Source organism: Rhizobium sp. WYCCWR 11128, assembly GCF_013416305.1.
Classification (GTDB): domain Bacteria; phylum Pseudomonadota; class Alphaproteobacteria; order Rhizobiales; family Rhizobiaceae; genus Rhizobium; species Rhizobium indicum.
Genome location: NZ_JACCEZ010000006.1, coordinates 19,781 through 44,034, shown reverse-complemented (window position 1 = coordinate 44,034; position 24,254 = coordinate 19,781). Strand labels below are relative to the sequence as shown.

The 24,254-nt window shown below is 59.2% G+C and carries 23 protein-coding genes and 2 pseudogenes; 10 read left to right on the top strand and 15 right to left on the bottom strand.

All coding sequences use genetic code 11. From position 1 onward, the window contains the following. Window positions 1-13 precede the first annotated feature (13 nt). From HX898_RS19195 to HX898_RS19170, 6 genes are all read right to left on the bottom strand, one after another. A complete protein-coding gene (locus HX898_RS19195; protein WP_180195422.1) occupies window positions 14-982 on the bottom strand; it encodes a magnesium and cobalt transport protein CorA in 969 nt (322 codons plus the stop codon). Then, window positions 979-1,683 (bottom strand): glutathione S-transferase N-terminal domain-containing protein, encoded by a 705-nt coding sequence (locus HX898_RS19190; protein WP_180195592.1) that lies wholly within the window; start codon window positions 1,681-1,683, stop codon window positions 979-981. The genes HX898_RS19195 and HX898_RS19190 overlap by 4 nt, the downstream gene beginning before the upstream one ends. Before the next feature lie 140 nt (window positions 1,684-1,823). Next, window positions 1,824-2,363, bottom strand: coding sequence for a peptide-methionine (S)-S-oxide reductase MsrA (gene msrA, locus HX898_RS19185; protein ID WP_180195421.1), 540 nt, complete (start codon window positions 2,361-2,363; stop codon window positions 1,824-1,826). Window position 2,364: 1 nt separating this feature from the next. After that, complete coding sequence (gene msrB / locus HX898_RS19180) at window positions 2,365-2,808, bottom strand: peptide-methionine (R)-S-oxide reductase MsrB (RefSeq protein ID WP_180195591.1); 444 nt, start codon at window positions 2,806-2,808, stop codon at window positions 2,365-2,367. 145 nt (window positions 2,809-2,953) lie between these two features. Continuing rightward, complete coding sequence (locus HX898_RS19175; protein ID WP_180195420.1) at window positions 2,954-3,829, bottom strand: LysR family transcriptional regulator; 876 nt, start codon at window positions 3,827-3,829, stop codon at window positions 2,954-2,956. Between the two features lie 370 nt (window positions 3,830-4,199). Further along, entirely contained in the window at window positions 4,200-4,481 is a 282-nt protein-coding gene (locus HX898_RS19170; RefSeq protein ID WP_180195419.1) for a hypothetical protein, read from the bottom strand. A gap of 244 nt (window positions 4,482-4,725) precedes the next feature. On the opposite strand from HX898_RS19170, the gene msrA (HX898_RS19165) reads away from it, so the two are divergent. Then, a complete protein-coding gene (gene msrA / locus HX898_RS19165; protein ID WP_180195418.1) occupies window positions 4,726-5,259 on the top strand; it encodes a peptide-methionine (S)-S-oxide reductase MsrA in 534 nt (177 codons plus the stop codon). Between the two features lie 266 nt (window positions 5,260-5,525). Here msrA (HX898_RS19165) and HX898_RS19160 read toward each other — a convergent pair whose 3' ends face one another. Further along, the gene (locus tag HX898_RS19160; RefSeq protein ID WP_210273170.1) at window positions 5,526-6,020 is read right to left on the bottom strand and encodes a MarR family transcriptional regulator; all 495 of its coding nucleotides are present in this window, start codon (window positions 6,018-6,020) and stop codon (window positions 5,526-5,528) included. Window positions 6,021-6,670: 650 nt separating this feature from the next. Continuing rightward, window positions 6,671-7,141 carry a TlpA family protein disulfide reductase gene (locus HX898_RS33255; protein ID WP_180195417.1) on the bottom strand — a complete coding sequence of 157 codons (471 nt, stop codon included), beginning with the start codon at window positions 7,139-7,141 and terminating at the stop codon, window positions 6,671-6,673. A gap of 599 nt (window positions 7,142-7,740) precedes the next feature. Here HX898_RS33255 and HX898_RS19150 point away from each other — a divergent pair. The 8 genes and pseudogenes from HX898_RS19150 to HX898_RS19115 all read left to right on the top strand — a co-directional run bounded on the left by HX898_RS19150 (window position 7,741) and on the right by HX898_RS19115 (window position 13,973). Continuing rightward, a complete protein-coding gene (locus tag HX898_RS19150; RefSeq protein ID WP_180195416.1) occupies window positions 7,741-8,346 on the top strand; it encodes a sulfite oxidase-like oxidoreductase in 606 nt (201 codons plus the stop codon). After that, the gene (locus tag HX898_RS19145) at window positions 8,339-9,082 is read left to right on the top strand and encodes a ferredoxin reductase (RefSeq protein ID WP_180195415.1); all 744 of its coding nucleotides are present in this window, start codon (window positions 8,339-8,341) and stop codon (window positions 9,080-9,082) included. The genes HX898_RS19150 and HX898_RS19145 overlap by 8 nt, the downstream gene beginning before the upstream one ends. Window positions 9,083-9,142: 60 nt before the next feature. After that, window positions 9,143-9,409 (top strand): hypothetical protein, encoded by a 267-nt coding sequence (locus tag HX898_RS19140; protein WP_180195414.1) that lies wholly within the window; start codon window positions 9,143-9,145, stop codon window positions 9,407-9,409. A gap of 197 nt (window positions 9,410-9,606) precedes the next feature. Then, window positions 9,607-10,100 (top strand): annotated as a pseudogene (locus tag HX898_RS19135) (DNA starvation/stationary phase protection protein). Between the two features lie 190 nt (window positions 10,101-10,290). Further along, window positions 10,291-10,710: a heme-binding protein gene (locus tag HX898_RS19130; RefSeq protein ID WP_180195413.1), complete on the top strand. Its 420-nt coding sequence runs from the start codon at window positions 10,291-10,293 to the stop codon at window positions 10,708-10,710. A 28-nt stretch (window positions 10,711-10,738) separates the two neighbouring features. Further along, a pseudogene (locus tag HX898_RS19125) lies at window positions 10,739-11,759 on the top strand (zinc-binding alcohol dehydrogenase family protein). A 118-nt stretch (window positions 11,760-11,877) separates the two neighbouring features. Next, window positions 11,878-12,171 carry a DUF1330 domain-containing protein gene (locus HX898_RS19120; protein ID WP_180195412.1) on the top strand — a complete coding sequence of 98 codons (294 nt, stop codon included), beginning with the start codon at window positions 11,878-11,880 and terminating at the stop codon, window positions 12,169-12,171. Between the two features lie 419 nt (window positions 12,172-12,590). After that, complete coding sequence (locus HX898_RS19115) at window positions 12,591-13,973, top strand: FAD-dependent oxidoreductase (RefSeq protein ID WP_180195411.1); 1,383 nt, start codon at window positions 12,591-12,593, stop codon at window positions 13,971-13,973. 393 nt (window positions 13,974-14,366) lie between these two features. Here the strand turns inward: HX898_RS19115 and HX898_RS19110 are convergent, their stop codons facing one another. The 7 genes from HX898_RS19110 to HX898_RS19080 all read right to left on the bottom strand — a co-directional run bounded on the left by HX898_RS19110 (window position 14,367) and on the right by HX898_RS19080 (window position 23,442). Next, window positions 14,367-16,067, bottom strand: coding sequence for a glycoside hydrolase family 32 protein (locus tag HX898_RS19110; protein ID WP_180195410.1), 1,701 nt, complete (start codon window positions 16,065-16,067; stop codon window positions 14,367-14,369). 2 nt (window positions 16,068-16,069) lie between these two features. Then, a complete protein-coding gene (locus tag HX898_RS19105) occupies window positions 16,070-16,963 on the bottom strand; it encodes a carbohydrate ABC transporter permease (RefSeq protein WP_180195409.1) in 894 nt (297 codons plus the stop codon). After that, window positions 16,956-17,888 carry a sugar ABC transporter permease gene (locus tag HX898_RS19100; RefSeq protein ID WP_180195408.1) on the bottom strand — a complete coding sequence of 311 codons (933 nt, stop codon included), beginning with the start codon at window positions 17,886-17,888 and terminating at the stop codon, window positions 16,956-16,958. Before HX898_RS19100 ends, HX898_RS19105 begins: the two co-directional genes overlap by 8 nt. Before the next feature lie 71 nt (window positions 17,889-17,959). Beyond that, window positions 17,960-19,252 (bottom strand): sugar ABC transporter substrate-binding protein, encoded by a 1,293-nt coding sequence (locus HX898_RS19095; RefSeq protein WP_180195407.1) that lies wholly within the window; start codon window positions 19,250-19,252, stop codon window positions 17,960-17,962. Between the two features lie 47 nt (window positions 19,253-19,299). Further along, window positions 19,300-20,310, bottom strand: a complete 1,011-nt coding sequence (locus tag HX898_RS19090; protein ID WP_138388968.1) for a LacI family DNA-binding transcriptional regulator — start codon at window positions 20,308-20,310, stop codon at window positions 19,300-19,302. Between the two features lie 273 nt (window positions 20,311-20,583). Then, window positions 20,584-21,543 (bottom strand): HD-GYP domain-containing protein, encoded by a 960-nt coding sequence (locus HX898_RS19085; protein ID WP_171597976.1) that lies wholly within the window; start codon window positions 21,541-21,543, stop codon window positions 20,584-20,586. 84 nt (window positions 21,544-21,627) lie between these two features. Continuing rightward, a complete protein-coding gene (locus tag HX898_RS19080; RefSeq protein ID WP_180195406.1) occupies window positions 21,628-23,442 on the bottom strand; it encodes an EAL domain-containing protein in 1,815 nt (604 codons plus the stop codon). Window positions 23,443-23,808: 366 nt separating this feature from the next. On the opposite strand from HX898_RS19080, the gene HX898_RS19075 reads away from it, so the two are divergent. Continuing rightward, entirely contained in the window at window positions 23,809-24,132 is a 324-nt protein-coding gene (locus tag HX898_RS19075; protein ID WP_138333073.1) for a hypothetical protein, read from the top strand. The last annotated feature ends 122 nt before the right edge of the window (window positions 24,133-24,254 follow it).

Genomic DNA, 24,254 nt, shown 5'->3' with positions numbered 1-24,254 from the left:
CGAAGCGCGGTATTCATAGCCATTTGGCCTTCTTGAAGCGCACGAACAGGAGAAGGCAGAGCACCGCTATCAGCCCGAGGACGACGAAGTATCCATAGCTAGTGTCCAGTTCCGGCATGTGCTTGAAGTTCATGCCGTATATTCCCGCGATCGCCGTCGGAACTGCCAGTATTGCAGCCCACGCGGCGAGCTGGCGGGTGATCACTCCCGTCCTTTGCGCTTCCAGAAGGCTGCTTGCCTCAAAGACCGTGGACAGAACCTGAAGGAGGCCGTCGACCATGGACTGCACGCGGTGGACATGGTCCGCGACGTCGCTGAAGTATGGCCTCACTTCAACGCTGATGCAGGGAAAGTGGCCGCGAACGAGCTTTCGCACCAGTTCGGCCATGGCCCCGAGTGTGCGCTGGAAGCGCGTGAGTTCAGACCTTAGTTCGAAGATGCGGGCGACCTCCTCTCGTCCGAGGAAGTCGTCAAGCGACCGTCTCTCCATCGCCAGTACATCATCCTCGATCATTTCAAAGATGGGCAGATATTGGTCGACGATGCGGTGCAAGATCGCGTGCAGCACGTAGTCGACACCCTTTCCAAAGAGCGCCGGCGAAGCCTCAAGTTGCTCCCGAAGGTTGCCTAGCGCTCCGGCGTTGCCATGCCGGACGCTGATGAGATGATTGTGACCAGTGAATATCGCGGTCTTGCCATAGCTGATCCGGTCGCCGACCAGTTCGGCGGTCTGCGCGACGATGTATAGCTCGCCGTTGTAGACTTCGAGCTTGGGCGGGCAGAGCGGGTGCATCGCGTTATCGATTGCCAACGGATGGAGGTGATACGTCGCTTGCAGCGCGTCGAGTTCGGCGGCGGTGGGCTCGAGAAGCTCGATCCAGCAGAAGCCCGAGCGACCCTTATCCAGATCGACGTGCTCGTCGATCGCGATTTCCCGGATTCGCTTGCCTTCGTTGTAATAGTAGGCGGCGATGACGCTCATGCCGGTCTCGCAGGGATGTGCAGGCCACGCTGTACCGCAGGTCGAGCTAGTCCGCGTCCGAGCCATGCTTGGATGTTCGAATAGGTGCTGAGGCCAAGTATGTCGCCCGCAGCGTACGATTCAACCAGCGCATTTACCCAGCCGAGTGTCGCGATGTCCGCGATCGAATAATCGTCGACGATCCAGTCGCGGCCTTCTAGCTGGCGATTCAGGACTCCCAGAAGACGCTTGGATTCGTCGGCAAAGCGCTGTCGAGGCCGCTTGTCTTCATAGTCCCTACCGCCCGACCGCAGAAAAAAGCCAAGCTGACCGAAGATCGGCCCGATGGCCGACATCTGGAACAATACCCAGGTCAGAGTTTCGTAACGTTGGGCGGGTGCACTCGAAATTAGCTGGCCCGTCTTTTCGGCCAGGTAGAGGAGGATCGCACCGGATTCCCAGACGGCAATGGGGTTGCCGTTTGGCCCTGACGGATCGATGATCGCCGGTATGCGGCCGTTCGGGTTTAACGACACGAACGCCGGGTCCTTCGACTCGTTTTTTGAGATGTCGATCAGGTGGGGCTCGTAAGCCAAGCCAGTCTCCTCCAGCATGATCGAGATCTTGACGCCATTGGGCGTGGGAGCCGCGTAAAGTTGCAGGCGATCCGGATGAGATGCCGGCCAGCGCTGAGTGATCGGAAAGGACGAGAGGTCATGCATAATGCTGCGATCCTGGTGCTGCGAGGGCGGCGAACTGGAATTACCAACCTCATCAAGGCAGGGTTCGGTGACCGCATCGTTAAACGACGCGGCCATCAATAATTGCGAACCGGACCGGCGCGGCGGAATGGTAGTGAAGCCTATTCCGCTGCAGTCCTGGCTGCGGGCTGCACATCAGCAGCGTCTTGGCGCTTCGGAAGGACCCAGCCGACACGGGGGAAGTGACAGGTATAGCCGCCCGGCCGCTTCTCAAGATAATCCTGGTGCTCCGGTTCGGCCTCCCAGAAATCGCTGATCGGCTCGACCTCGGTGACCACTTTGCCCTTCCACAGACCGGAGGCATCCACATCGGCAATCGTCTCCTCTGCGACGCGCTTCTGCTCCTTGTCGACGTAATAGATGCCCGACCGGTAGGACAACCCACGATCATTGCCCTGGCGATTCAGCGTCGTCGGATCGTGGATCTGGAAGAAGTATTCCAGGATGTTCCGATAGCTCGTCACGGTCGGGTCGAAGACGATCTCGATCCCCTCGGCATGCGTGCCGTGATTGCGATAAGTGGCGTTCGGAACATCGCCTCCGGTGTAACCCACACGAGTCGAGACGATGCCGGGCTGCTTGCGGACTAGGTCCTGCATGCCCCAAAAGCATCCCCCTGCGAGAACAGCGCGCTGATGCATGTTAAGCCTCCTCTACCTGATTGAGATATTCGCCGTATCCCTCGCTTTCCATCTCATCGCGCGGGATGAAACGAAGGGAGGCTGAGTTGATGCAGTAGCGCAGACCGCCGCGGTCGGAAGGACCATCCGGGAACACGTGGCCGAGATGACTGTCGGCGTGTACCGACCTGACTTCCGTCCGGACCATGCCGTGCGCGCTGTCCCGGACCTCGTTGACGTTTGCCGGAACGATCGGCTTGGTAAAGCTGGGCCAGCCAGTACCCGAATCGAACTTGTCCGTCGAAGCGAACAGCGGCTCTCCGGATACTACGTCCACATAGATACCCGGTTCCTTGTTGTCATTGTACTTCCCGGTGAAGGGCCTTTCGGTGCCTGACTCTTGGGTAATCCGGCGTTGCTCGGGGGTCAGGCGGTCAACTGCTGTCTGTGACTTTTCAAACTTCATCATAGTCTCCAATAGTTATCTAGAGGGTCAGACGCACAGCGGTTTATTTTCTCAGTCATTGCATCGACTATCGCAGTACGCCTTAGATTTATCCAATACGCTGGGCGTATAGTTTCTATAGCGCCGAAGCTGTTCCCTTCGTGATTCAGTTCCACTCATATCGGGCTGCCAACTGCGCGATCTTCCGTATCTCGACCGTCGCCGTGGAACCGGATACCGTCGCGATCACGACTTCGCGCTCCAAGACAAATCCTTCGATCGGCCGAGTGGTGAGGCCGTGCGCCGTGGCGGATCGTTCTGGGAGAATGCATATGGCGTAGCCGTCGGCGACGACCCGTTGCACCCAGTCCTCGCGATCTGATCGAAAGCGGGGTTGCATGAGCAAGTCCCGTCGAACGAAGTGATCAATGATCTGATCGCGAAACTCGCATTTCAGGCGATCAACAAAAGGAAATTTGAGCAGGTCTTCGCAGCGGACGACGTCACTGGCTGCTAAAGGATGGTTTGCAGAACAGCCAAGTACGAAGCGCTCCCGAAAGAGAGGACGCACATCCAGCTTGCGTTCCAGTCTTGTTTCACGCGGCAGGATACACGCGTGGTATTTTCCTGACAGCACTTCCGATGTGTCCTCGTTCGACTGGAGCGAGTGCAGCTTGATTTCGATGGATGGCATCTCCGCTAACGCGCTCTCAAAAAACGCCGTAAACTGCTTTGGTCCGACGGAGGGCGCGACGGCGATATCCAGCACGCGGTGCCTCCCCATCGCCCAGTTCTCAGAGTGATTGCGGACGCTCTTCATCGCGACCACCATGCGCCGAAATTCTGCCTCGACGTCCTGGCCAAGGCCGGTAAGGCGGCTGTTCTTCCCATCGCGATAGATCAGTGGCCCGCCAAGTTCCTCCTCCAAGCGGCGGATGGCCCGGGTCAGACTTGGCTGTGACACACCACTCAAGCGAGCCGCCGCTGTGAAGTTCAGCGTCTCGGACAAGTTGATGAAATAGCTGATCTGATTGAGTTCCATTAGCTCTTCGACCCGTGCGCCTGACTGATGCTTCTTCGAGGGGTCACCTCATGAAGGCTGGCACAGAAGTATGCGCCACGCATATAAGCATGGTTTAGGGGCTTGTCTATATGCGCCGTGCATATAAATGATACCTTGAGATAACGATTACTAGAATCTGTGCGCGCCGCTCAGTTCCGACGAAGGTTCTGGAGCGCAACCACCAAACCGTTTGCTGAAGGTTCGACGGACATGGCAGAACAACATTTACGTTTGCTAGTGGAACTGGCGCTCAGCTTTCAGGGCACCTCGAACCGCCAGAGGGGACGCCGCGGGGCTGGGCGATTTTCGCCCACTGCTTCGCCTGCGGGAAAGACAATCGCGCCGCCGTTCACATCTCGCGCGCGCCGTCGTGTGCGGGCATCGGGGTGGTGAGGTTCGATTTCGCCGGAGCCGGGATCGGCGGTGGGACGGGCGTACCTTTGAGCATCGCATCGGACGTCGAGACCTTCGTGCTGCCGCAAAGGCGATCGCGGATATAGTGGCTGCATGGGCGAGCTGCTTTCTCCCACCGTTCACTACGGATCTTCCGCAGGTCGAGGTTGCCAAGGGCGTCGTCGCCACTGAAACTCTTGCGGGGACGTTCCGGCTCAATGTCCGCAGTGGCGAGCACACTCTCTTCGCCGATCAGCCAGCATCGATCGGGGGTCTTGGAACCGGCCTATCCCCTTACGAACTGGTATCTGCCGGCCTCGCAGCCTGCACTGTGTTGACGATGCGTCTCTACGCGGACCGCAGGACTTTCCGCTGGAACGGGCGAGCCCGACCGTGCAGCGCGAGCTCTCAGGCCTCAGTCAGATTGAGAATTCCATGGGGCTGGGTTGACCTTGGAGCAAACTGAGAAAGGCGAACGGACTATGAGCCAATCAGCTACTGAAAATAGCACGACTGCAACAGAGCGAGCGATTCTCGCAGGCGGCTGCTTTTGGGGCATGGAGGATTTGCTGCGCCGAGCGAAAGGAGTCGTATCAACACGTGTCGGTTTCATAGGCGGAGAGACGCTCGATCCCACCTATGCGAGACATTACGGCCATGCGGAAGCGGTGGAAGTGACCTTTGATCCATCCGTTCTCAGCTATCGCTCTCTCCTGGAGCTGTTCCTCCAGATCCACGACCCCACGACGTACGAGCAACAGGGCAGCGATGTTGGTCCGAGCTATAGATCGGCAATTTTTTATACCAACGAGCTGCAAAAGGAAGTCGCCCTGGCGACCATCGACGAGATCGAAGCATCAGGTCGCTGGCCTGACCAGGTCGTGTCGGAAATCAATCCGGAAGAACCGTTTTGGGAGGCGGAGCCAGAGCACCAAAAATACCTGGTGCGCTATCCTGGGGGATATAGCTGCCACTTCGCCCGCCCGACCTGGCGTTTGGAACGATCAGGTCGATGAGCTAGTCGTAGCCACCCTCTCGATTCGTGAGGGATGGGTTAGCAAGTGCCACGCGTCGCTACAGGCGGGACTACTGCAATGATGCCTGAGTCGATGATTGCTGGCCTTTGGGGTCTGTTGTCGGGCAGCGGACTACTGGTTGGAGCAATTAAAGCGGACGCGATTGCGGCGGTAAGGCGCGGCCGCTCATTGGCCTGACGAAGGTTGTGGGCTTACTTGCGCCTTATCTTATCGCTCAGCTTCGAGCGGCCGCAATTGCAAGCCTCCTACGCGTCGTCGTTCCTCTCTCCGTTTACATCTCGCTCATGTAATTCGGCATCGATGGGGCAGTTCGTGCAGCCCGCGTAGCAGCACAGGCGGCAGATGCGGTATGAATGCTCCAGGCTTTCCAACCGATTGCGCAGAACGCGTTCCGCGATGTCGCATAAGATTTTCAGTTCGTCCGGAGTAAGAATCGATAGCCCTTCGGCAATCACATGATCGCGCGAGACCAGCACCTCGTCGCTCGCGACCTTCCCGGCTGGAGTAAGATAGAGGGATCGCGTGCGCCCGTCTGTCGAATGCTCCCTACGCTCGATCAATCCCTCGGTCGCCAATCGATCTACCAGGCGAACGGTCCCTGCATGTGAAAGGCCCACACCGACCGCAAGCATACGGATCGAGAGCCCGGGCTTGTGCGCGAGCAACGCCAGCGCTGAGGCGGCGGGTCCAGCTTCCGGCGCCCGCGATGAACTAGCGCGAACGATGTCGTCGCTAACCATGAGTGCGAACGCTCCGAAAATATTGCGATCTCGAGGTCCATCCATTGCCACATCTATATGTGCGCGAAGCATAGACAGCAAGTCATACCCTGCTCCTCTTCATCGCGTGCGGATGAATAAAGCTCTGTTTTGAAGGGGTTTGAGAGGTTTCGACTGATCTGGCCCGCCCAAAAAAAGGATCCGGCCCATCAAGGCGGGGAACGGATCGATACCTTGCGGCTATAAAGCAGGCTTCTCTGCTTGGAATCACGGTAGGAATCACCGCGCGTCAGGGCCCCTATCCAAGCCGCGCAGGTGTAGATCAGCGAGATCTCAAACTTGCCTCCCGGTGTCACCCTTCGGCCGTGTCACCGGGCGCGATCACGACTGCATCAATCTCATTGAGGAACACCCGGGGCGAGACGCCCTATATGTGCGATCCGATTGCGTGAGACTCGAACTTCGCCTTCGCCCCAATGAAGCAGGTCGCTGCCTTTGAGACTGCGCAGGAGGCGCCCTGAGTAGAGCGCTTCAGTCGCGATCATCTGAAGCGCTGCTGTGCCCGGCCCCCGCGGCGCTGTTAGGATTGGCAGTGTATAGATGCCGCCTGCAAAGCCTATAGCGAGCATCACGAGATGGGTAATAATCAGGATGGCCCAACGGCGCACTGGTTACGCTAGCTCCAGTTCCTTCACGAGTTGGTCCGCGTCGAGATGGAAGTCCGAGAAAACGATGCGGCCGCCAGCGTCGATAACCGTGAACCAGGGCGTTCCCCGTGTGCGGTAGTCTTCCATGAAGATGGGAAGCGTCGCGCCGGCCGGTGGCTCGTCATGTCCGAAAGCGACAGGAAGCTCATATTTGAGCTGGTTCACGCGCAATTTCCCGAAGGTGTTCTCATGCGCTCCCTCAAAGACGGTCTGGATCACTGCAAACCCCACGCCCTTGGAGCTCAATGCACCATGCAATTTCCGCAAAGTCGGAAACCCATGCAAATGGCAGCCGTGGCACCAGTGTTGGAAGGCGAACAAGATCCTTGGGCCGATCCCGAGATCCGACAGTTTGAGCGGCGCGATGCTTCCTCCATCTTCGCCAATCCATTTCTTCACCCGCAGCTCAGGCGCTCGTTGTTCGGTCACCCTCATCTCATCCTTCAACCCCGATGCAGACGCTTGCTGGATGGCCGAGCGTCGCGACAGCAGGCGAACTTCCGACCTTGTTTGCGCCCTGTATTTTGAAGTCTTGACCGATCAGATCGGCATTCCTTCCGAACTACTCAGGATTTAAAGGTCTCGCGTGTTAGACTATGAAGGTATGCGCGTAGCATTTCCAATAGCGGCGCGACATAGTTTCCATACCTCGCCGCCGTCAGTCCGATCGCAGTAATGATCTCAGTTTGCACAGGCATGTCGACCTCTCGGCAGTAGCGTTGGTAGGGGCGATATCGCCCCCCGATCTTACGGCAAGCGACAGCGTCCGCTTGAAATTCGCCGGCATGGATGCTGATGTGAAGCTATCAAAACTATAGCCACAAGGTATTGGGAAATCATGCTAGCCTGGCGCTATAGTCACCACACAATAATCACGACCTAAAGTGGTCCAACACATTTCCATACTGATAGAGCATCCGGCATTTTGATTTTCAGTCAATTAGCCCGTTCGGCGGTTGTGCGTGCAAAGGTCTTGTACAGAATTCTGAAATGAAGCCGGCTCCACTCTGTCGCGACGAGCAAGGGGGTTCGCTATGCTCACAAAAGGTTTCACCGGCCGCGGTTCAGGCGGCGACCAGTCCGATCGAATTCCGAAAGGTCAGCATCTCGTGGAGAATTTCCCTGTTCTGACAGCCGGGCCAACGCCAAACGTGGAGCCCTCGGATTGGAAATTCACAGTCAAAATCGGTCCTAAGCCCGTCAAAGTGTGGAATTGGGCGGAGTTTAACAGGCTTCCGAAGACCAAGGTCACCAGAGACATTCACTGCGTCACCTCCTGGTCCAAGTTGGATACCGTTTGGGAGGGAGTACTCATCGAAGACATCCTTGCAGATGCAGGACTCGATCGGCCCACCGATTTCGTCTTGGCGCACTGCTACGATAATTATTCGACAAACGTCCCGCTGGCGGACCTGCTCTCCGGTAAGGCGATGGTCGCCCTCAACTATGCGGGCAAGCCGCTTCCGCGCGATCATGGAGGGCCGGCGCGTCTTCTGGTTCCGCACCTTTACTTCTGGAAGTCCGCCAAGTGGGTGAATGGGCTGCAATTCACAACGCGTGACGAGGCCGGCTTTTGGGAGCTGCGCGGCTATCACATTTACGGCGATCCGTGGCGCGAGCAACGATACACCCATGACTGAAAGCGGCGCGCAAATCGCGTGGCAGTCATGCGTGATCGACGAAATCGTCCAACAAACCCCGAGTATTAAAAGCTTCTTCCTTCGGTTGAGCAAACCGTTTGCGCACATCGCAGGTCAGCACGTTGATGTCCGGCTGACCGCGCCTGATGGCTACAGTGCGATGCGCAGTTACTCGATCGCTTCCTCGGCAATCTCGTCACCGACCATCGAGCTCGCTATCGAGCGCCTGCCGGATGGCGAGGTTTCGCAGTTCTTTCACGACGTCGCGACGATCGGCGACGAAATCGAGCTGCGTGGTCCGCTCGGCGGCCATTTCCTATGGCCTGAACCTGCCATAGACCCAGTGCTGTTGATCGGGGCAGGCTCTGGCCTCGTGCCGTTGATGGCAATGATCCGGCAGCGCCGCGCAGTGGCCCAGGCAGTGCCGACAGCGCTGCTCCTGTCCGCGCGAACCGCTGAGGACGTTCTGTTTTCAGAAGAGCTTCATTCCATCGAAATCAGCGATCCGGCGTTCGTCCTGGCACTGGCGATCACGCGCGAGCAACCGATTCGCGCATCAGACTTTGCGCGACGGATCGACGGCATGATGATCCAGGAAACTCTAGCGCGGCTTCATAGAAAGCCTACGCACGTATTTGTTTGCGGGTCCAACGGTTTCGTCAACATAGCGACCGAAGGCGCGCTGCTGGCCGGCGTGGACCCCTCCATTATCAAAACCGAGCGCTACGGTGGCTAGCGGCATGTTCTACCAGCATGACGGCGCGCTTCGCAGTTGGATCAATACGGATGGAATAAGATGGAGGATGCCGAGTTCGACGCAGCTTTCGAAAAGCTTCCGGAGGGATACAGCGAAGGCGCTTACGACGGCCGGCGTTTCGGCTTGATCGTTCGGCGATCCGAGGACGGACGTCGCAACAGTATGTTCGCCAGGGAGTTGGCCGGGACCGACATTATCAGCTTCAACCTGTATCGCGTTACATCAGGTAAAACATCGCTCAAGCCGTGCGAGATGTCTGCCGAAAAGGTCGTGGCATTCGTGCTGGATTTCCGAGCGGACTTATGACTGGCAGAAGGATGTCGCGGGAGAACGCTTCGCCTGCGATGCCCACCCTACCACTACGCATGTCGCTCAAAGGTATCGAAACTATAGCCGCTGATCATTGGACTTCGGCTGGCGATGAATTCATCTTCTATCCATCGCCATCCGTGGGGAGATCGGTGCTGGCTACCGTGTAAGTCATGATTGAGAAAGTCTCGCCGATGACGAAAACCAGGGCTGCCGGCGTTCCGACACCTTCTGATCTCGACCAAAGTGCGGCGATGACCGTCGCTGAGGCTCTCAAGATCATCCTGTCGAACAGCTATGCGATCTATATTAAGACAAAAATTTCCATTGGCACGTCTCTGGACCCTACTTTAGGGACTATCACCTGCTCTTCGACGAGCAGGCCACAGAGATCCTCGCCGCCACCGATGCGATCGCCGAGCGCGCCCGAAAGACGGGCAACACAACTATTCGATCGATCGGCGATATCGCGCGCCACCAGACCATCAAGGATAATGAGGCTGAGTTCGTGACGCCGCAGGACATGCTTGGCGAGCTCCGCGCAGACAATCTCCATATGGTTGAAACGCTTCGCCGCGCCAAGGAAGTTGCGGACGAGGCGAAGGATAATGCGACGTCCGGCCTGATCGATACCTGGACGGACGAGGCGGAACGCCGTGCGTGCTTCCTCTTCGAAATCAGCCGCTAGGTATGCGCCTGGCAACCCACGTTAGGAATTACACCTAGGCGTGGAAAATCGGCCATGTCCGCCGTGCCCCCGTCGGATACGCCTGGGTCGCTCTCAACTACACCAACCGCGGTCTTGGGGAGAGGTAGGCCGAACTTTCGGCCTTCCATCAGCCAGACCCTGGATCGTAACAGCGCAAGAGGACCAATCCATGTCTGTAAACAGTTTCACTTCACATTCCATAACCAAAGAGGCCGCGGCGCGCCTCATCGCCCTGACGATAGCCGCATCCGAGCGCGTCGGCTTCGAGCCTGTCGTTGCAGTCGTTGATGCCTCAGGCAACCTCAAAGCGTTCGAAAGGAGCGACCGCAGTTCGTATCTCGCCGTCAATATCGCCATCGATAAGGCGTATACTGCGGCTTCTTTCGGCCTATCGACCGCCCAGTGGGTCGATCTCCTGGAAGACCGCGGCGCTTCAAACCTCAGGCACGTTCCCCGCGTCATGGCGGCGGCTGGCGGTTTTCCGATCATGGAAGACGGCGCGATCATCGGCGGGATTGGCATCTCCGGCGGAAGCTGGGCGCAAGACCAGGAAGCGGGCGAGGAAGCACTCACCAATTTCGCCAAGTGACATCTGAAAACAAGAAATGGAGACATCCATGAAAGCCGTCGGATACAAGACCCCATCGCCGATCTCAGCTCCAGAATCGCTGATCGACATCGAGCTGCCGAAGCCGACACCTGAAGGACGCGACATTCTTGTCGAAGTAAAAGCGGTCTCGGTTAACCCGGTCGACTACAAGGTCCGCGGCAGCACGCCGCCCGCTGATGGCGTCGAATGGAAAGTGATCGGCTGGGATGCCGCGGGCGTCGTCAGCGCAGTCGGGTCGGAGGTCACGAGCTTCAAGCCCGGCGATGAAGTCTGGTATGCAGGTTCCATTACTCGGCCAGGCGCGAATGCCGAATTCCATCTTGTCGATGAACGTATCGTTGGCAAGAAGCCTTCGAAGCTCGGATGGGCCGATGCCGCTGCACTTCCCCTGACAACGCTAACGGCATGGGAAGCTTTTTTCGACCGTCTCGACGTAAAGAAGACCGTACCCGGTGCCGCTCCCGCCATTTTGATCATCGGTGGAGCAGGGGGGGGTCGGCTCCATTGCCGTCCAGATCGCCCGTCAGTTCACCGACCTGACGGTCATCGCGACAGCCTCGCGTCCTGAGACCCAGGAATTCGTGAAGTCGCTCGGTGCGCATCATGTCGTCGATCATTCAAAACCGCTTGCCGGTGAGATCGCCGCACTTGGGATCGGCGCTCCCGCCTTCGTGTTCTCGACGACTCAGACCGCGAAGCATGTCGACGACATCGCCGAACTGATCGCGCCGCAGGGTCGCTTCTGCTTTATCGACGATCCCTCGGGGTTCGAAATCATGAAATTCAAGCGCAAGGCGGTCTCGGTCCACCACGAACTGATGTTCACGCGCTCCATCTTCGGGACGCCTGATATGGAAGAGCAGGGGAAGATCCTCAATCAGGTCGCCATCGCCGTCGACGACGGGCGCGTCCGCTCGACGGCAACCCAGAGGCTCGGCGCGATCAATGCGGAGAACCTGAAGAAGGCGCACGCTCAAATCGAAAGCGGATCGACCATCGGCAAGGTCGTGCTCGAGGACTTCGCCTGATCGAAAGAGGGCGGTCCCAAAGCCGGACCGCCCATCCGTCATCAAAGGGCCGCGCCGATGGTCGGAACTTGAGGCGATGTCATAAATGCTTTGTCCAAGCCCTCAGGAAGGAACCGCAATGTCAGCCTACGTCGTCTTCATAAAAGAAGAAGTCACGGACCAGTCAGAACTCGATGCCTACTCTCAGAAGGTTGGAAGCAGCTTCGAGGGACGTGATCTGAAGTTCCTTGCGACCTACGGAGCGCTTGAGACGCTGGAAGGGGAGCCGATTCAGGGGGCAGTCATCCTGGAATTTCCCGACATGGAGGCAGCTCGCACCTGGTATGGAAGTGCCGAATATCAAGCGGCAGCCGCACACCGCTTCCGGGGTGCGAAATACCGCGGATTCATACTCGAAAGCCGTGAGCCATAGGGCACCGAGATTGGCGTCTCCGGCCGTAACTTGTCTTGCCTGCTTTAGTTGACGGGCCGCAATTCTACCGAACACGGATTATCGTTGCAGACTGACAATATGACGAAAATCGATTCAATTCCAAATGATCGGGAAGTGATCATGATGCTTCGGCTGAAGTTCGAAAGGGAAGGAACAAATGTTCTGGATACATTCAAACATGCAGTAGCGCGTGACGCAGGAAATGGCACGGGACTCCCTCGAAGCGGAGAGTATTAGGTAACCACGAAACGGGCATCTACGTCGATATGTCCGGCCCAATCGGAAGCTGCCGCGTCGCGCAAACCCTCATAGGACGTCAAACCCACGTCTCATTGAATCAAGCCTTCGCGGTTGCCGAGGCGTTTGGCGGGATCTCAACAGAGAGGAATCTTCGTATCATGGAATCTTATCGCAACATCATTATCGGGTCGGGCTACGCCGGCAAAGCAATGGCTTGGCACCGCGCCCAACAAGGCGAGTCGACTATTTGCATCGAGCGCAGCCATCTCGGAGGAGCCTGCCCCAATATCGCCTGCTTGCCCACCAAAAACATCATCCGCAGTGCCAAGGCAGCGGCCTTCGTCCGGAAAGCCGCGAATTTCGGCATCTCGGTAGGAGAGATCTCCGTTCACATCACGAAGGTCGTTAAACGCAAGTCCGACATGGTCGAAGACATCGGCAAGCATCTCGCCGAAGTCTTTAAAGACAGTGGGGCCGAGGTCGCCTACGGCGAGGCTGCATTCGTTGGCCCGATGACGATCCAAATCAGTCTCAAAGCTGGCGGCTCGCGCATTCTCCAGGGCGAGCGCATCTTCATCGCAACCGGCACCAAGGCAAATATCCCCGATATTCCTGGGCTTCGGGAAAGCGATCCACTCACTCACGTCGAAGCCCTCGATATCGCCAAGCTGCCCGAGCATCTAGTCATCCTCGGCGGCGGCTATGTCGGTTTGGAACTGGCCGAGACGTTCCGCCGTTTCGGCAGCAGGGTGACACTCATCAATCGCGACCACCGCCTTCTCAAGAACGAAGACCCTGATGTTTCTGAAGCGATGGAGGAGCTGATGAAAGACGAAGGCGTCGAGATTCTCAACGACGCCAGAATCACCCGCGTCGAGGGAACGTCCGGGAAATCACTCTCGGTTCACATCACGCGTCATGGGATGACCGAAACTTTGGCCGCGACTGACCTGCTTGTGGCAGCCGGGCGAATTCCTAACACCGTCAGCCTCGCGCCCGACGTGGGCGGAATCGCCGTCGATGCTCAACGATTCATCAAGGTAAACGACCGCCTTGAAACCAATATACCCAATGTCTGGGCCATGGGGGAAGTTGCGGGCAGTCCCCAGTTCACCCACGTCGCGAGCGACGACTTCTCAATCGTGCGCGACAATCTCGCTGGGGGCAATCGTAGCACGAAGGGAAGGCTCGTCCCGGCCGTCCTTTTCACTGACCCCGAATTAGCCCGGGTCGGGCTCAACGAATTGGAAGCTAAGGCCCGAGGGATTAAATACCGGATAGCCCATACGCCTATGGCTGCGGTACTTCGGATGATAACCATCTCCGAAACACGTGGATTTGCCAAGGCTCTGATCGGCGAAGACGACCGCATCCTCGGCCTCACTGTCTTCGGCGCCGAGGCTTCTGAAATGCTGGCTGCCGTCCAGACGGCGATGCTGGCAGGAGTGCCCTACAGCATCTTCTTGAACTCCATCCTCCCCCATCCGACGGCAATGGAGGGGCTCGCCGTCCTTTTCGCCAACGTCCCCCCCAAAGCGTAGCTGCACACCAACGAACCGGGCGAAGGCTGCCGGTCTACCTCACCGACATAACGCGAGCCGCAGGCTAGAGCGGAATGACTTTAGGCGGAATCGGAATTTGGATTCACGCGGTGACAACTCTTGGGTCGTTGGGCAGAAGCGTGCAAAATAGGAAGGGCATACTAGCTGTAGCGGGAGCCGCGAAAGCCGTTCGCCTCCCGCAAGACCGGTTAAAAGGGTTGCCGCAGGAGGTTAGCATAGCGACGGCCATGCCGGAAACCGGGATCGACAGCCCCCGGCGCGCGGGTCCTATCCGACACCAGTGATCGCCGCCGTGCCGCTTCTGGGGCGCCAAATATGAACGCCTTGAAGGGATATGGACCAACGACCTGTTATGCCATTGTCTGTCCGCCCTCACAGTTTCAATTGCCAGACGCCGGCCTCGGCGACGGCGCCGGTGAGCGTTGCCGAACGTGCGGCGGCAAAGCCCGGAATGCGTTTGGACCCCGTCCAGCGGCCGTTGTCCGCGAAGACCTCGATGGAGCCGGCATCGAGGAAGATGCGCAGGCTGGACGGTTTCGCGCCGGTGGCGACGTAACGTGGCGGCGTCACACCGGTGCGAGCGTCGAAGACAATCGCCAGACCATCGGCATCGAGTTTCACGCCTAGATCGACATCAGGATGATCGAAGGTGAGATCGAAGGCGGCGCCCGGCGCGGTGAGATCAAGGACGATCTCGACGGCGCCGGTGCCGAGCGGCACGGTCTTGCCAGCGGCAAGCGCGGTGTCATCAAGCAACTGATGGCGCAGGCTTTCGACGGCGGCGACCGGCGGGGTCAGCACGGTGTCGCCGTCGAGAAGCACCCGGCGCGGCAGGGTCATGGTCGTCGGGAAATCGTCCTTCTTGGAAAAATCCGTCCAGTTGGCGAGCCAGGCGATGCCGACCGGCTCGTCGCTGTCGACGAAGGCCTGGAAGGCATAGGCATCCGAACCGAAATCCAACTCCTGCACGAACTCCGCGGTGAAGGTGCGGCCATCAAAACCGCCGACGGTGACGGAGGTGAGGTTGCGGCGGCCGGTGGCCGGGTCGCGGCTGGTGAGCAGACCGAAGATCAGCGCCCAGCGGGATTCTGCGTTTGTGCCGGAAAGCGGCACCATGCAGGGGCATTCCGCCGCCGTCATGCCGAAACCGTCCTCGCGATGGATGATGCCGAGGAAGGTCCAGCCATCGGCGCCTTGCGCGTCTGCGGTTTCATAGAGCAGTACGACGCCGCCCTGCCTGTCGCGGCTGCCGAGCAGCATCTTCCAGCGGCCGTCCGGGCCTTTGAAGACATAGGGGTCGCGGAAATCGGTGGTGAGGTTCAAGCCTTCCGGGCGCCGCGGCATCACGGTATCCGACGGGCCGGCGACGATGCCGTCGCGGCTGACGGCGGAGAGCTGGATTTGCTCTTCCGGTTGCCGGTCACGCACATGCTCGGTGTAGAAGACGCGGATTTCCTCGCTTTCCGGGCCGGTGCCGGGGATCGCCGAGCCGGAGAAGGCGCCGCCGCGGCCATCGTCCTTTTCCGACAGATGCGCCGCCGGGAAGAGGAACATGGGCAGATGTGTCCAGTGGACGAAATCCTTCGAGACGGCATGGCCCCAGTGCATAGTGTTCCAGCGCGGCTCATGAGGATAGTGCTGGTAGAAGAGGTGAGCGTTTCCGCCGAACCGTCCAAAACCGTTCGGATCGTTCATCCAGCCGAAGGGCGGGCGGAAGTGGTAGCTGTCGGGCACGTCGGGGGCGGCGGTGCGGGCATCGCTGTGCAGGACGCGGATGCCCTCCTTCATCACGGTTTCCGGCCGGAAGGCATAAGCGACGGAGAGCGCTGTGGTTGTCGCATCATAGGACAGCGTCGCACGACCGCCTTTCGCCAGCGTCACAGCGAAGAACTCAAATTCCCCCGTGCGGCGGGTCGAGGGCTCGCCGATGTCGTTGCCATCAACAGCGACGAAGAGCTTCGCCTCGCCGCCGGCATGGCGCGCCTTCAGCCAGAGATGCAGCACAGTGCCTTCGGGGAGCTCCGCTTCGATGGGTTCAGATGCTGACGTTTCGGACTTTGCCTGCAGAGACATAATCAACCTTTCACGGCGGAGCCGACGAATGAACTGACGAACCAGCGCTGGAAAGCCAGATAGAGAATGAGGACGGGGATCATCATCAGCACCGAGGCGGCCATGGCGCGGTCCCAGTAGATGCTGTCCTGTCCGAAGAAGGTGGCGATGGCGACGGCAATCGGCCGAGCATAGTCGGTCTGGGTGACCAGCGTCGGCCAGAGATACTGGTTCCAGCTTTCAATGCCCATGAGGATCGAGACCGTGGCGAGCGCCGGCAGGCTGAGCGGCATGTAGATCGACCGGTAGATGCGGAAGACCGATGCGCCATCCATTTCCGCCGCTTCATAGAGTTCCTTCGGCAGCTGCGCGAAGAACTGGTAGAAGAGGAAGACATAGAGCGGGCTTGCCACCCAGGGCAGGATCTGCACCGCGAAGGTATCCGTCAGCCCCGCCCGCGACATCATGACGACGAGCGGCATGATGATGCTTTCCTGCGGGATGACATAGAGCGCGACGATCAGCGCCAAGAGCGCCGCCTTGCCGCGCAGCGAGCCCCAGGCGAGAACGAAGCCCGCCATGGAATTGACGACCAGTCCCGAGACGACTGTGGCGACGAGGATCACCAGCGAATTGAAGAGATATCGGCCATAGGCCAGCTCGCCGGAGAAATGGGCGATCTCCTTGTAGTTCGACAGCGTCGGGTCGCTGACCCAGAAGGCGCGGAAGCTGCCCATGTCGGCGAGAATGCGGAAGCGGTCGTCCTTCAGGCTGGCGATCAGCAGCATAAACAGCGGCGAGATCATCACCAGCGCGATGACCAGGATGCAGAGGCTCTGCACGATGCGCAGGCTTCTCTTGCCGTTGCCCCTTGCGATTGCCAGCGGGACGGGCTGGGTCAAAGCGAGATCAGACATCGAAGCGCCTCAGGAGTTTGCGTTGCAGGAGCGCGATCAGAAGAACGATGACGAAGAGGATGACGGACACGGCCGATGCGTAGCCGAGTTTCTGCTCCTCGAAGCCGGCGCGCACCATATAGTGGACAACGGTTTCGGTGCTTTCGTTCGGGCCGCCCTGGGTGAGGATCGCCACCTGCGTATAGAGCTTGAAGGCCTGGATCGTGGTGATGACCAGCACGAAGACATGGGTCGGGCGAAGGCCGGGCATGGTGACGTGCCAGAAGCGGCGCAGCGCGCTTGCCCCGTCGATGCGGGCGGCATCGTATAGTTCTTCGGGAATGCCCTGCAGGCCGGCGAGATAGATGATCATCTGAAAGCCATAGGCCTGCCAGGCTGAAAGCAACACGATGGAGAACATCGCCCAGTTGGGGTCGCCGAGCCAGTCGATCGGCTGAATCGTGCCGCCGGAAAGGAAACCGACGATCTGGTTGAGCGGGCCGCTCGGGTACTGGAAAAGCGTGCCCCAGATGACGCAGACCACCACCATGGAGGTGATCGCCGGCAGGAAGAACAGGCCGCGCAGCAGGTTTTGCATCGGCAGCTTCTGATGCAAGAGTAGCGCGGTCAGGAAGGCGAGGCCGCACTGCAGCGGCAGCACCCAGACGGTGAAGCGCGTGACGTTCCACAGCGAGGTCCAGAACAGCGGATCGGTGAAGACGCGCTCGAAATTCAGGAGGCCGACGAAGCGCACCGGCGTCGGGCGCGGCACGAGCGGCTGGTTGGTCATCGCCGTCCAGAAGGACAAGAGGAACGGCGTGATCAGGAATATCGCCATAAGCAGAAAGGCAGGCGCGATCATCGCCATTTCCTGCCAGAGCCGCTGGTTGTCGCGGCGTTTCGCCGGACGTCGCAAAGCGGGCGTGGAGGTCTGTTGCAAAGTCATTGTTTCCTCCTCATCGGTCATCCTCCCGAGATAGTCCAGGGCCGGCCGGAGAGCCGGCCCCGTCAAACCCCTTACTGCTGCTCGTCGAAGGGCGGGTAGCCGGCGTTGTCCTCGATATCCTCGTCGATCTTCTTGGCGGCGGCCGTCAGCGCTTCCTGCGCGTCACCACCGTTGAAGATCTTGTCGACGGCCTGCATGAAGGCCGAGGTGATCGTCGGATAGGCCGGGTGCGGCGGACGGGCGATCGCGGTCTTGGAAGCCTGCTCAAAGGCGACGGCGAGCGGACCGCCTTCCGCATAGAGCGGGGATTCGGCGGCGAAGCTCTTCAGGCCCGGATAGGCGGACTGGGTCTTGGCGTACTCTCTGTATTCCTTGTCCTTCAGCAGGAAGCTCAGGAACTTGCCGGCGATCTCAGGGTTTTCCGAGGTCGCGGAAATGCCCCAGATCCAGGTTCCGTTCGGGCTCACGCCCTTGTCGCCGATCTTCGGCAGCGGCATGACGACGATATTGTCCTTCATCGCTGCCGATGCCTCCGCGTAGAACCAGTGGCCGCCCATGGCGAGCGCGGCCGGCTGTCCTTCGGCGTAGAACTGGTTGGTGCCCGACGAAGTCGGTACGACCCAGCCCTTCTTCACCCAGTCCTGCATCATCGTCAGCGCCTTGACGCAGGCCTCGCCATCGAGCGTGCCGCTGGCCTTCCAAGTCTTGCGGTCGATCAGGTCGCAGCCGGCGCTTTCGAGCAGGGGGCCGTAGGCATAGGTGATCCACTCGGTCTTGATGCCGTAACCTCGGAAGGTGTCGATCGGCCACTTCACGCCTTCGAGCTTGGAAAGCTTTTCGAGATAGCCTTCGAATTCCTCGCGGGTCCAGGCACCATCGACCGATTTCGGAATGCGGGCGCCAATGGCTTCAAGATATTTCTTATTGCCGTAGAGCACGACCGAGGAGTCGGTGAGGCCGATCGCATAGAGGTCCTTGTCGATCGGATAGGTGCCCTGGGCGATATTCGAATCCGTCATGTCATCGAGCAGGTCCTTGTCAATGAGCGGCTTGATGGGCTGTAGATAGCCGGACCAGACATAATTGGCGAGGAACGGAGCATCGAGTTCCATGATATCGGGCAGTTGCTTGGCCATGACGGCGGCGCTGAACTTTTCGTTATAGGCATCGTGCGGCGCGTAGATCATCTCGATGTCGACATCGGGATTGGCGGCCTCGAAGCGGGAGGCAACGTCGCCATAGGCCTTCACCCAGCCGGGATCGCCCTGGTGCATGACGTGGATGACGGTGTTCGCCTCGGCGAAACCGGCGGTCGCGACCAGGGCAGCGGACGCTAGGAGTGCGGAAAGTAAACGATTACCCATTAAAATCCTCATTTCGTATTCTCCTCCTGTTTGGCACTATTCGATGTTCAGACGGATGCCCGTTCGACCAGATGGAACGGCAGTTTATGCAGATGCGGCGGTTCGGGCTGCTCGGCCAGGAGGATCTCCATGGCAAGGCGGCCCATGGCGCGGTGCGGCAGGGCCATCGTCGTCAATGGCGGGTCCAGCCGCGAGGCCAGCTCGACCTGGTTGTCGAAGCTTGCCACCGCGATATCATCCGGAATGCGAAGGCCGGCACGGGCAAGCGCCGCATAGACTTCCATCGCCACGCGGTCATTGCCGCACAAGATGGCGTCAGGCCGTTGACCGGATTTCAGAAGCGCCTCCACATGAGAGGCAACAAGGCTTGGCGCGCGGTCGCTATAGACGCTGCGGCGCACCGCCGGCAGAACGCCGATGGGGTCGATGCCCCCCTCCTCAAGCGCCGCACGAAACCCCGTCTCGCGTAGCGTGCCGGCGAGAATGCCCGGCAGGTTGATGAAGGCGATGCGGCGGCGGCCGGCGACGAGGAGATAACGCACGATCTCCCGCGCGCCGCCCTCTTCGTCCGGCACCAGCGCGGTGACGCGGCCGGCAGCCTCGCGGCAGTTGATCATGACGCCGACGGCGCCCGCCAACCTGTCCGGCAGGGCGACATCCTTGTGGTACATGGCGGCATAAGCAACGGCGCGCGGCCGGAACTGCTGCACCTCGTCGAGCACCGAGCCGATAGACTGGCCGCTGCGGTGGTTGACCGCAAAGACCGCCATGCCGGCGCTGCGGGCCGCCCCGTCGAGGCCACGCACGATCTCGGTGGCGAAGGGCGACGTGATGAGGCCGTCGGAGACGACTCCGACCAGCGGCAGCCAGCCCTGACGCACGCCACGCGCCGCAAGGTTGGTCACGTAGCCGAGTTCTTCCGCAATGGCTTTGACCTTCTGGCGCGTATCGTCCGACATGCGGGCGGAGCCGCCGTGCAATGCGCCGGAAACCGTCTTTACCGAGACGCCCGCACGTTCCGCGATGTCAGAAAGAGATGCTGCCACGATCCTCACCATCCTCCTTGGGTGATCGATTACCCAATAGTCGTGGCGGACGCGTTTTGTCAAGCGGCTTTTTACGCGCACTGCTCAGCGTTCCGAACACCTATCTGTCAATCGGCGCACAAACTGCCCCCTATCGGCGCGCAATCTTTACCCCCTGTAGACGATCAGCGCTTGGCCTGCCCGGCGCTGGTCGGGGTTGCCTCTGCTGCCGAAATGACCGCCGATCCGAGCGGAGTTACAAGTGACGTTTGGCCGGTACGACGCGCCGTCCGGTAAATGATGGCTCTAGTGGAGCGTGCCGCTGATCACCATTTTTGACACGAATGCGGAAAGAAGCTGGCTATCGAAATGGCCCGGCGAATTCATCATCATGTTGATCGCCTCCGCTTGCGAGAAGGCGCGCTTATACGGCCTGATTGTGGTCAGCGCTTCGTAAACGTCACAAATCGCCGCAAGCCGGGCGACGTAAGGGATCTTCTTTCCGGCGAGCCGGCCAGGATAGCCCGAGCCATCGAACTTTTCATGGTGGTAGCGACAAATGTCGAGCACCGGCTTCGGGACATGCGCGACATGGGAAACCAGCTCATATCCCCGCTGAGGATGCCCGCGGACAAGATCCATTTCCTCGGCCGTCAGTTTACCGGGTTTCGTCAAAATTTCGTCCGGGAGCGCCATTTTTCCAAGATCGTGAACCAGTCCGCCGAGTCCCAATACCCGCACATCCTCTTCTCCATGACCGAGGCTGCGCCCTAGGGTGATCATCAACGCGCTTACCGCCAGCGAGTGGAGGAACGTCAGCTCATCTTTTTCCTTCAGCTTTGCGACTGCGATCAGCGCGCCGGCGTTGTCGAAGGCTGCCGACATGATCCGCTCCACAGCTGCGCTTGCCGCATCACTGGCGAAAGAAGCTTTGATCCTGGCGTGGGCAAGCATTTGGCGGATCTGCGGTCTTGTATCCTCGACGCATTCCCTCGCCTGCTTGATATCCTTCGCCGAAAACACGGCACGAAGCTGGGTGTCAAACGCAGCCCGGTCGATGTCCTGTGCCCCGCCCGGATCGACATCCGCGCCTTTTCCGACGTCGATAACAACAGTCATCAGGCGGTTTGCCATCAAACTCTCGACCTGACCGGCGGCCGAGATCAGGAACGGCTTGAACCGGCGTGTCCTGTCTTCTCCCTCAATCTCGACGTCCTCGACATACATTCCTACCCGCAATTGGCTGACATGTATCCGTTTTCGCATCTCTGATCCGTTCAAAATAATCTTGGTACTCAAGCGTTGTCTCAGGTATCCGGGGCTGGCCCGAGCGCGAAAACCTCGCTCAGGCTATAGGGCTCCGGCACGGGTCTTGTCTTGGTTGAGCCGTTGTCCATGCTGCTCTAAAATGGCCGCGGCAACCGTTCGATCGACTGCTTTCGAAAACAGATAGCCCTGTCCGAGCTTGCAGCCGAGCTGGCTCAATTGAACAGCTTGGGGTTCTGTTTCAATCCCTTCTGCGACGACCCGGATCCCCAGCTTGTGAGCTATTCCGATCAGGCCCTCAACGATGAAGGTCCCAGCGTCGCCCGGCACCATGCGGTCGATGAAGGACTTGTCGATCTTGATGATGTCGACCGGCACCGTCAGCAGATGGGTCAAAGACGCGTAGCCCGTGCCGAAGTCGTCGAGGGCAACCCGCAAGCCCTTGGACCGAAGAGCCTTTATCTCGTCCGCTACGACATAGTCCCGTTGTCCGAGATAAACCGATTCCGTCACTTCGAGGATGATGTGCTTGAGAGGAACCTCCGCGTCCCCGAAAATTCGGCACAGCCTGTCTTGCAGATTGCCGCCACGAAAATCTGCGGCGGACAGGTTGATGCCGACATGTTGGAGAGGAAGGCCCCGGGCGAGCCAGCTGCGGATGTCTTTCGCAACCCTCAGCAACATCCGTTGGGTCAGCTCAGCAGCAATATGCGCGTCTTTCGTCGCCTCATGGAAATGCGCTGCTGCTATGATTTGGCCGGAAGGGGTGGTCATTCGACACAAGGCTTCGAAACCAACAATTTCCCGCGTATCCAGGCGCAAGATCGGTTGGTAATGCGCGTCGATCCGATCGTCTTTTAGGGCGATGCCCACGTCCCGAACCGCCCTGAAGCGTCTGGTGAGGGCGGTGCCCAGGCCGGGATAGTGTTGCACGTACCGGCCACGGTTGTGTTCCTTCGCATGATAGAGCGCCACATCGGCGTTCTGGCGGGTCTGATCGGGGTTTGTTTCGGTCTCTGCCAACGCGCCGCCAATCGTCGCGGCGGGAAAGACGACATGGCCGTCGCACGTTGAAGGAGAGGACAGTGCTTCGAGGATGGCGGATGCCCTCGCATTCAGATCAAGGTCTTTGTCGTCCGATACAATGACAGCAAACTCATCTCCACCAAGCCTGAACGTGTTTTTGGCGCCTGTTGTCGCGGAGATCCGGTCTGCAACCACTTGAATCAATGCGTCGCCGGCTGCGTGCCCGAACGTGTCGTTCACCAGTTTCAAGTTGTCGATGTCCACCAGCAAGATGCCCCAGGCGCGCCGGGATCGAGGCAGATCTTCGGCGAGAAGCTGGTTGAAACGAGCACGATTCGACAGTCCCGTCATAGCGTCGCTGTATGTCAGTCGCTGACGTTCCATCACCCGTTCTTCGCGATCGATGGCGATTGTGCAAAGATGGACACAAGCCTCGACGAGGTCCCGTTCGACGGCCTTCGGAGCGCCGTGTTCTCGATAATAGAAGGCGAAGGTGCCGATCACCCGCTCGCCGCTCTTGATCGGGCTGGACCAGCAAGCCCGCAACCCTAGCGGAAGAACCAGAGACTTGAAGTCCTGCCAACGAGGATCGGTCTCGATATCGGTGACAACGACCGCTTCTCCAGAATAGGCAGCGGCACCACAGGAGCCCGCAAGAGGTCCGGCTTCAAGATTGTCGACAGCCGCTGAATAGTCAGGCGGAAGGGAGGGTCCAGCAAGTGTGTGAAGACGGCTCCCGTCGAACGTCAGCACCGAAGCGGTGATCCCAGGAACGACGGCCTCGACCCTGAGGCAAAGTTGCTCGATCGTTGTTGCCAGCGGTTCCCCTTTGGCAATCATTTCCAGAATGGCATTCTGCAACTCAAGGATCATGACGTCACTTCCCGGAAGGAGACCCTCCGTACCAAACCGACTTTCAAATCAGGTTACGCCGTTGATTAGATTTTGATCGAATGAACGCACTCGCGAGCCATCAGCGACCCAGCCCCCAAGCGGGGTAGAAGGTCCAGACCGGTCGATCGGCTCACGGAGGCCTTGAACGATCGATCGTGGGACTCATCTCCTTTGCTCGTGGAACAGACGTTCCGGGCTGTGAACGGGTGTGATGCCCGAGTGGGCGCATGCCCGGGGCGCCTCTGATCGGCGGGCTTGGCGCCCTGTTCGACGGTGCCCATGCCGTTTGAGGCAGACGCCCTCGACCGTCGGCTTGCTTCATTCAGATGTCACGGAGAGCAGAACATGACGAAAGTTCCAACTATCGCCCGTATCTGGCGCGGCCGCACGAAGCCGGAATTTGCTGATGAATACGAAGCTTACAATCGCGCTGAGGGAGTTCCGCCACTGCTAAAGACGGCGATCGGCGTCCAATTGCTGCGCGAAGATCGGAAGGATGAAACATGGTTCACGACGATCTCCTACTGGGCCGACATGCAATCGATGACGGCGTTTACGAAAGGTGATCCGGAGCAGGTTCATCATCTGGCGCGAGATGCAGAACTACTTTGCGAACTTCCCGAGCGTATCCAGATACATAAGATAGTGGTCCCGCCTAGGCTGCGCTGAGAACCCCCGCCCTTTCGCATATCTCTGTGACGTCTCTGCTCCGTCTTGAAAGATCAATGCGCGCGACATCGGCACGAATCCAAAACGTTTTGGCTTGACTCCCAAAACGTTTTGGAGAATCT

What these genes read in the sequence shown, in the direction of transcription:
- HX898_RS19150 (WP_180195416.1), top strand. Translation starts at nt 7,741, where the DNA reads ATGCTCACAAAAGGTTTCACCGGCCGCGGTTCAGGCGGCGACCAGTCC.
- msrB (WP_180195591.1), bottom strand. Translation starts at nt 2,808, where the DNA reads ATGAAGTTTGAAAAGTCACAGACAGCAGTTGACCGCCTGACCCCCGAG.
- HX898_RS19080 (WP_180195406.1), bottom strand. Translation starts at nt 23,442, where the DNA reads ATGATCCTTGAGTTGCAGAATGCCATTCTGGAAATGATTGCCAAAGGG.
- HX898_RS19195 (WP_180195422.1), bottom strand. Translation starts at nt 982, where the DNA reads ATGAGCGTCATCGCCGCCTACTATTACAACGAAGGCAAGCGAATCCGG.
- HX898_RS19100 (WP_180195408.1), bottom strand. Translation starts at nt 17,888, where the DNA reads ATGACTTTGCAACAGACCTCCACGCCCGCTTTGCGACGTCCGGCGAAA.
- HX898_RS19115 (WP_180195411.1), top strand. Translation starts at nt 12,591, where the DNA reads ATGGAATCTTATCGCAACATCATTATCGGGTCGGGCTACGCCGGCAAA.
- HX898_RS19190 (WP_180195592.1), bottom strand. Translation starts at nt 1,683, where the DNA reads ATGCATGACCTCTCGTCCTTTCCGATCACTCAGCGCTGGCCGGCATCT.
- HX898_RS19090 (WP_138388968.1), bottom strand. Translation starts at nt 20,310, where the DNA reads ATGGTGAGGATCGTGGCAGCATCTCTTTCTGACATCGCGGAACGTGCG.
- HX898_RS19140 (WP_180195414.1), top strand. Translation starts at nt 9,143, where the DNA reads ATGGAGGATGCCGAGTTCGACGCAGCTTTCGAAAAGCTTCCGGAGGGA.
- HX898_RS19120 (WP_180195412.1), top strand. Translation starts at nt 11,878, where the DNA reads ATGTCAGCCTACGTCGTCTTCATAAAAGAAGAAGTCACGGACCAGTCA.
- msrA (WP_180195418.1), top strand. Translation starts at nt 4,726, where the DNA reads ATGAGCCAATCAGCTACTGAAAATAGCACGACTGCAACAGAGCGAGCG.
- HX898_RS33255 (WP_180195417.1), bottom strand. Translation starts at nt 7,141, where the DNA reads ATGAGGGTGACCGAACAACGAGCGCCTGAGCTGCGGGTGAAGAAATGG.
- HX898_RS19130 (WP_180195413.1), top strand. Translation starts at nt 10,291, where the DNA reads ATGTCTGTAAACAGTTTCACTTCACATTCCATAACCAAAGAGGCCGCG.
- HX898_RS19085 (WP_171597976.1), bottom strand. Translation starts at nt 21,543, where the DNA reads ATGCGAAAACGGATACATGTCAGCCAATTGCGGGTAGGAATGTATGTC.
- HX898_RS19095 (WP_180195407.1), bottom strand. Translation starts at nt 19,252, where the DNA reads ATGGGTAATCGTTTACTTTCCGCACTCCTAGCGTCCGCTGCCCTGGTC.
- HX898_RS19175 (WP_180195420.1), bottom strand. Translation starts at nt 3,829, where the DNA reads ATGGAACTCAATCAGATCAGCTATTTCATCAACTTGTCCGAGACGCTG.
- HX898_RS19160 (WP_210273170.1), bottom strand. Translation starts at nt 6,020, where the DNA reads ATGGTTAGCGACGACATCGTTCGCGCTAGTTCATCGCGGGCGCCGGAA.
- HX898_RS19075 (WP_138333073.1), top strand. Translation starts at nt 23,809, where the DNA reads ATGACGAAAGTTCCAACTATCGCCCGTATCTGGCGCGGCCGCACGAAG.
- HX898_RS19110 (WP_180195410.1), bottom strand. Translation starts at nt 16,067, where the DNA reads ATGTCTCTGCAGGCAAAGTCCGAAACGTCAGCATCTGAACCCATCGAA.
- HX898_RS19145 (WP_180195415.1), top strand. Translation starts at nt 8,339, where the DNA reads ATGACTGAAAGCGGCGCGCAAATCGCGTGGCAGTCATGCGTGATCGAC.
- msrA (WP_180195421.1), bottom strand. Translation starts at nt 2,363, where the DNA reads ATGCATCAGCGCGCTGTTCTCGCAGGGGGATGCTTTTGGGGCATGCAG.
- HX898_RS19105 (WP_180195409.1), bottom strand. Translation starts at nt 16,963, where the DNA reads ATGTCTGATCTCGCTTTGACCCAGCCCGTCCCGCTGGCAATCGCAAGG.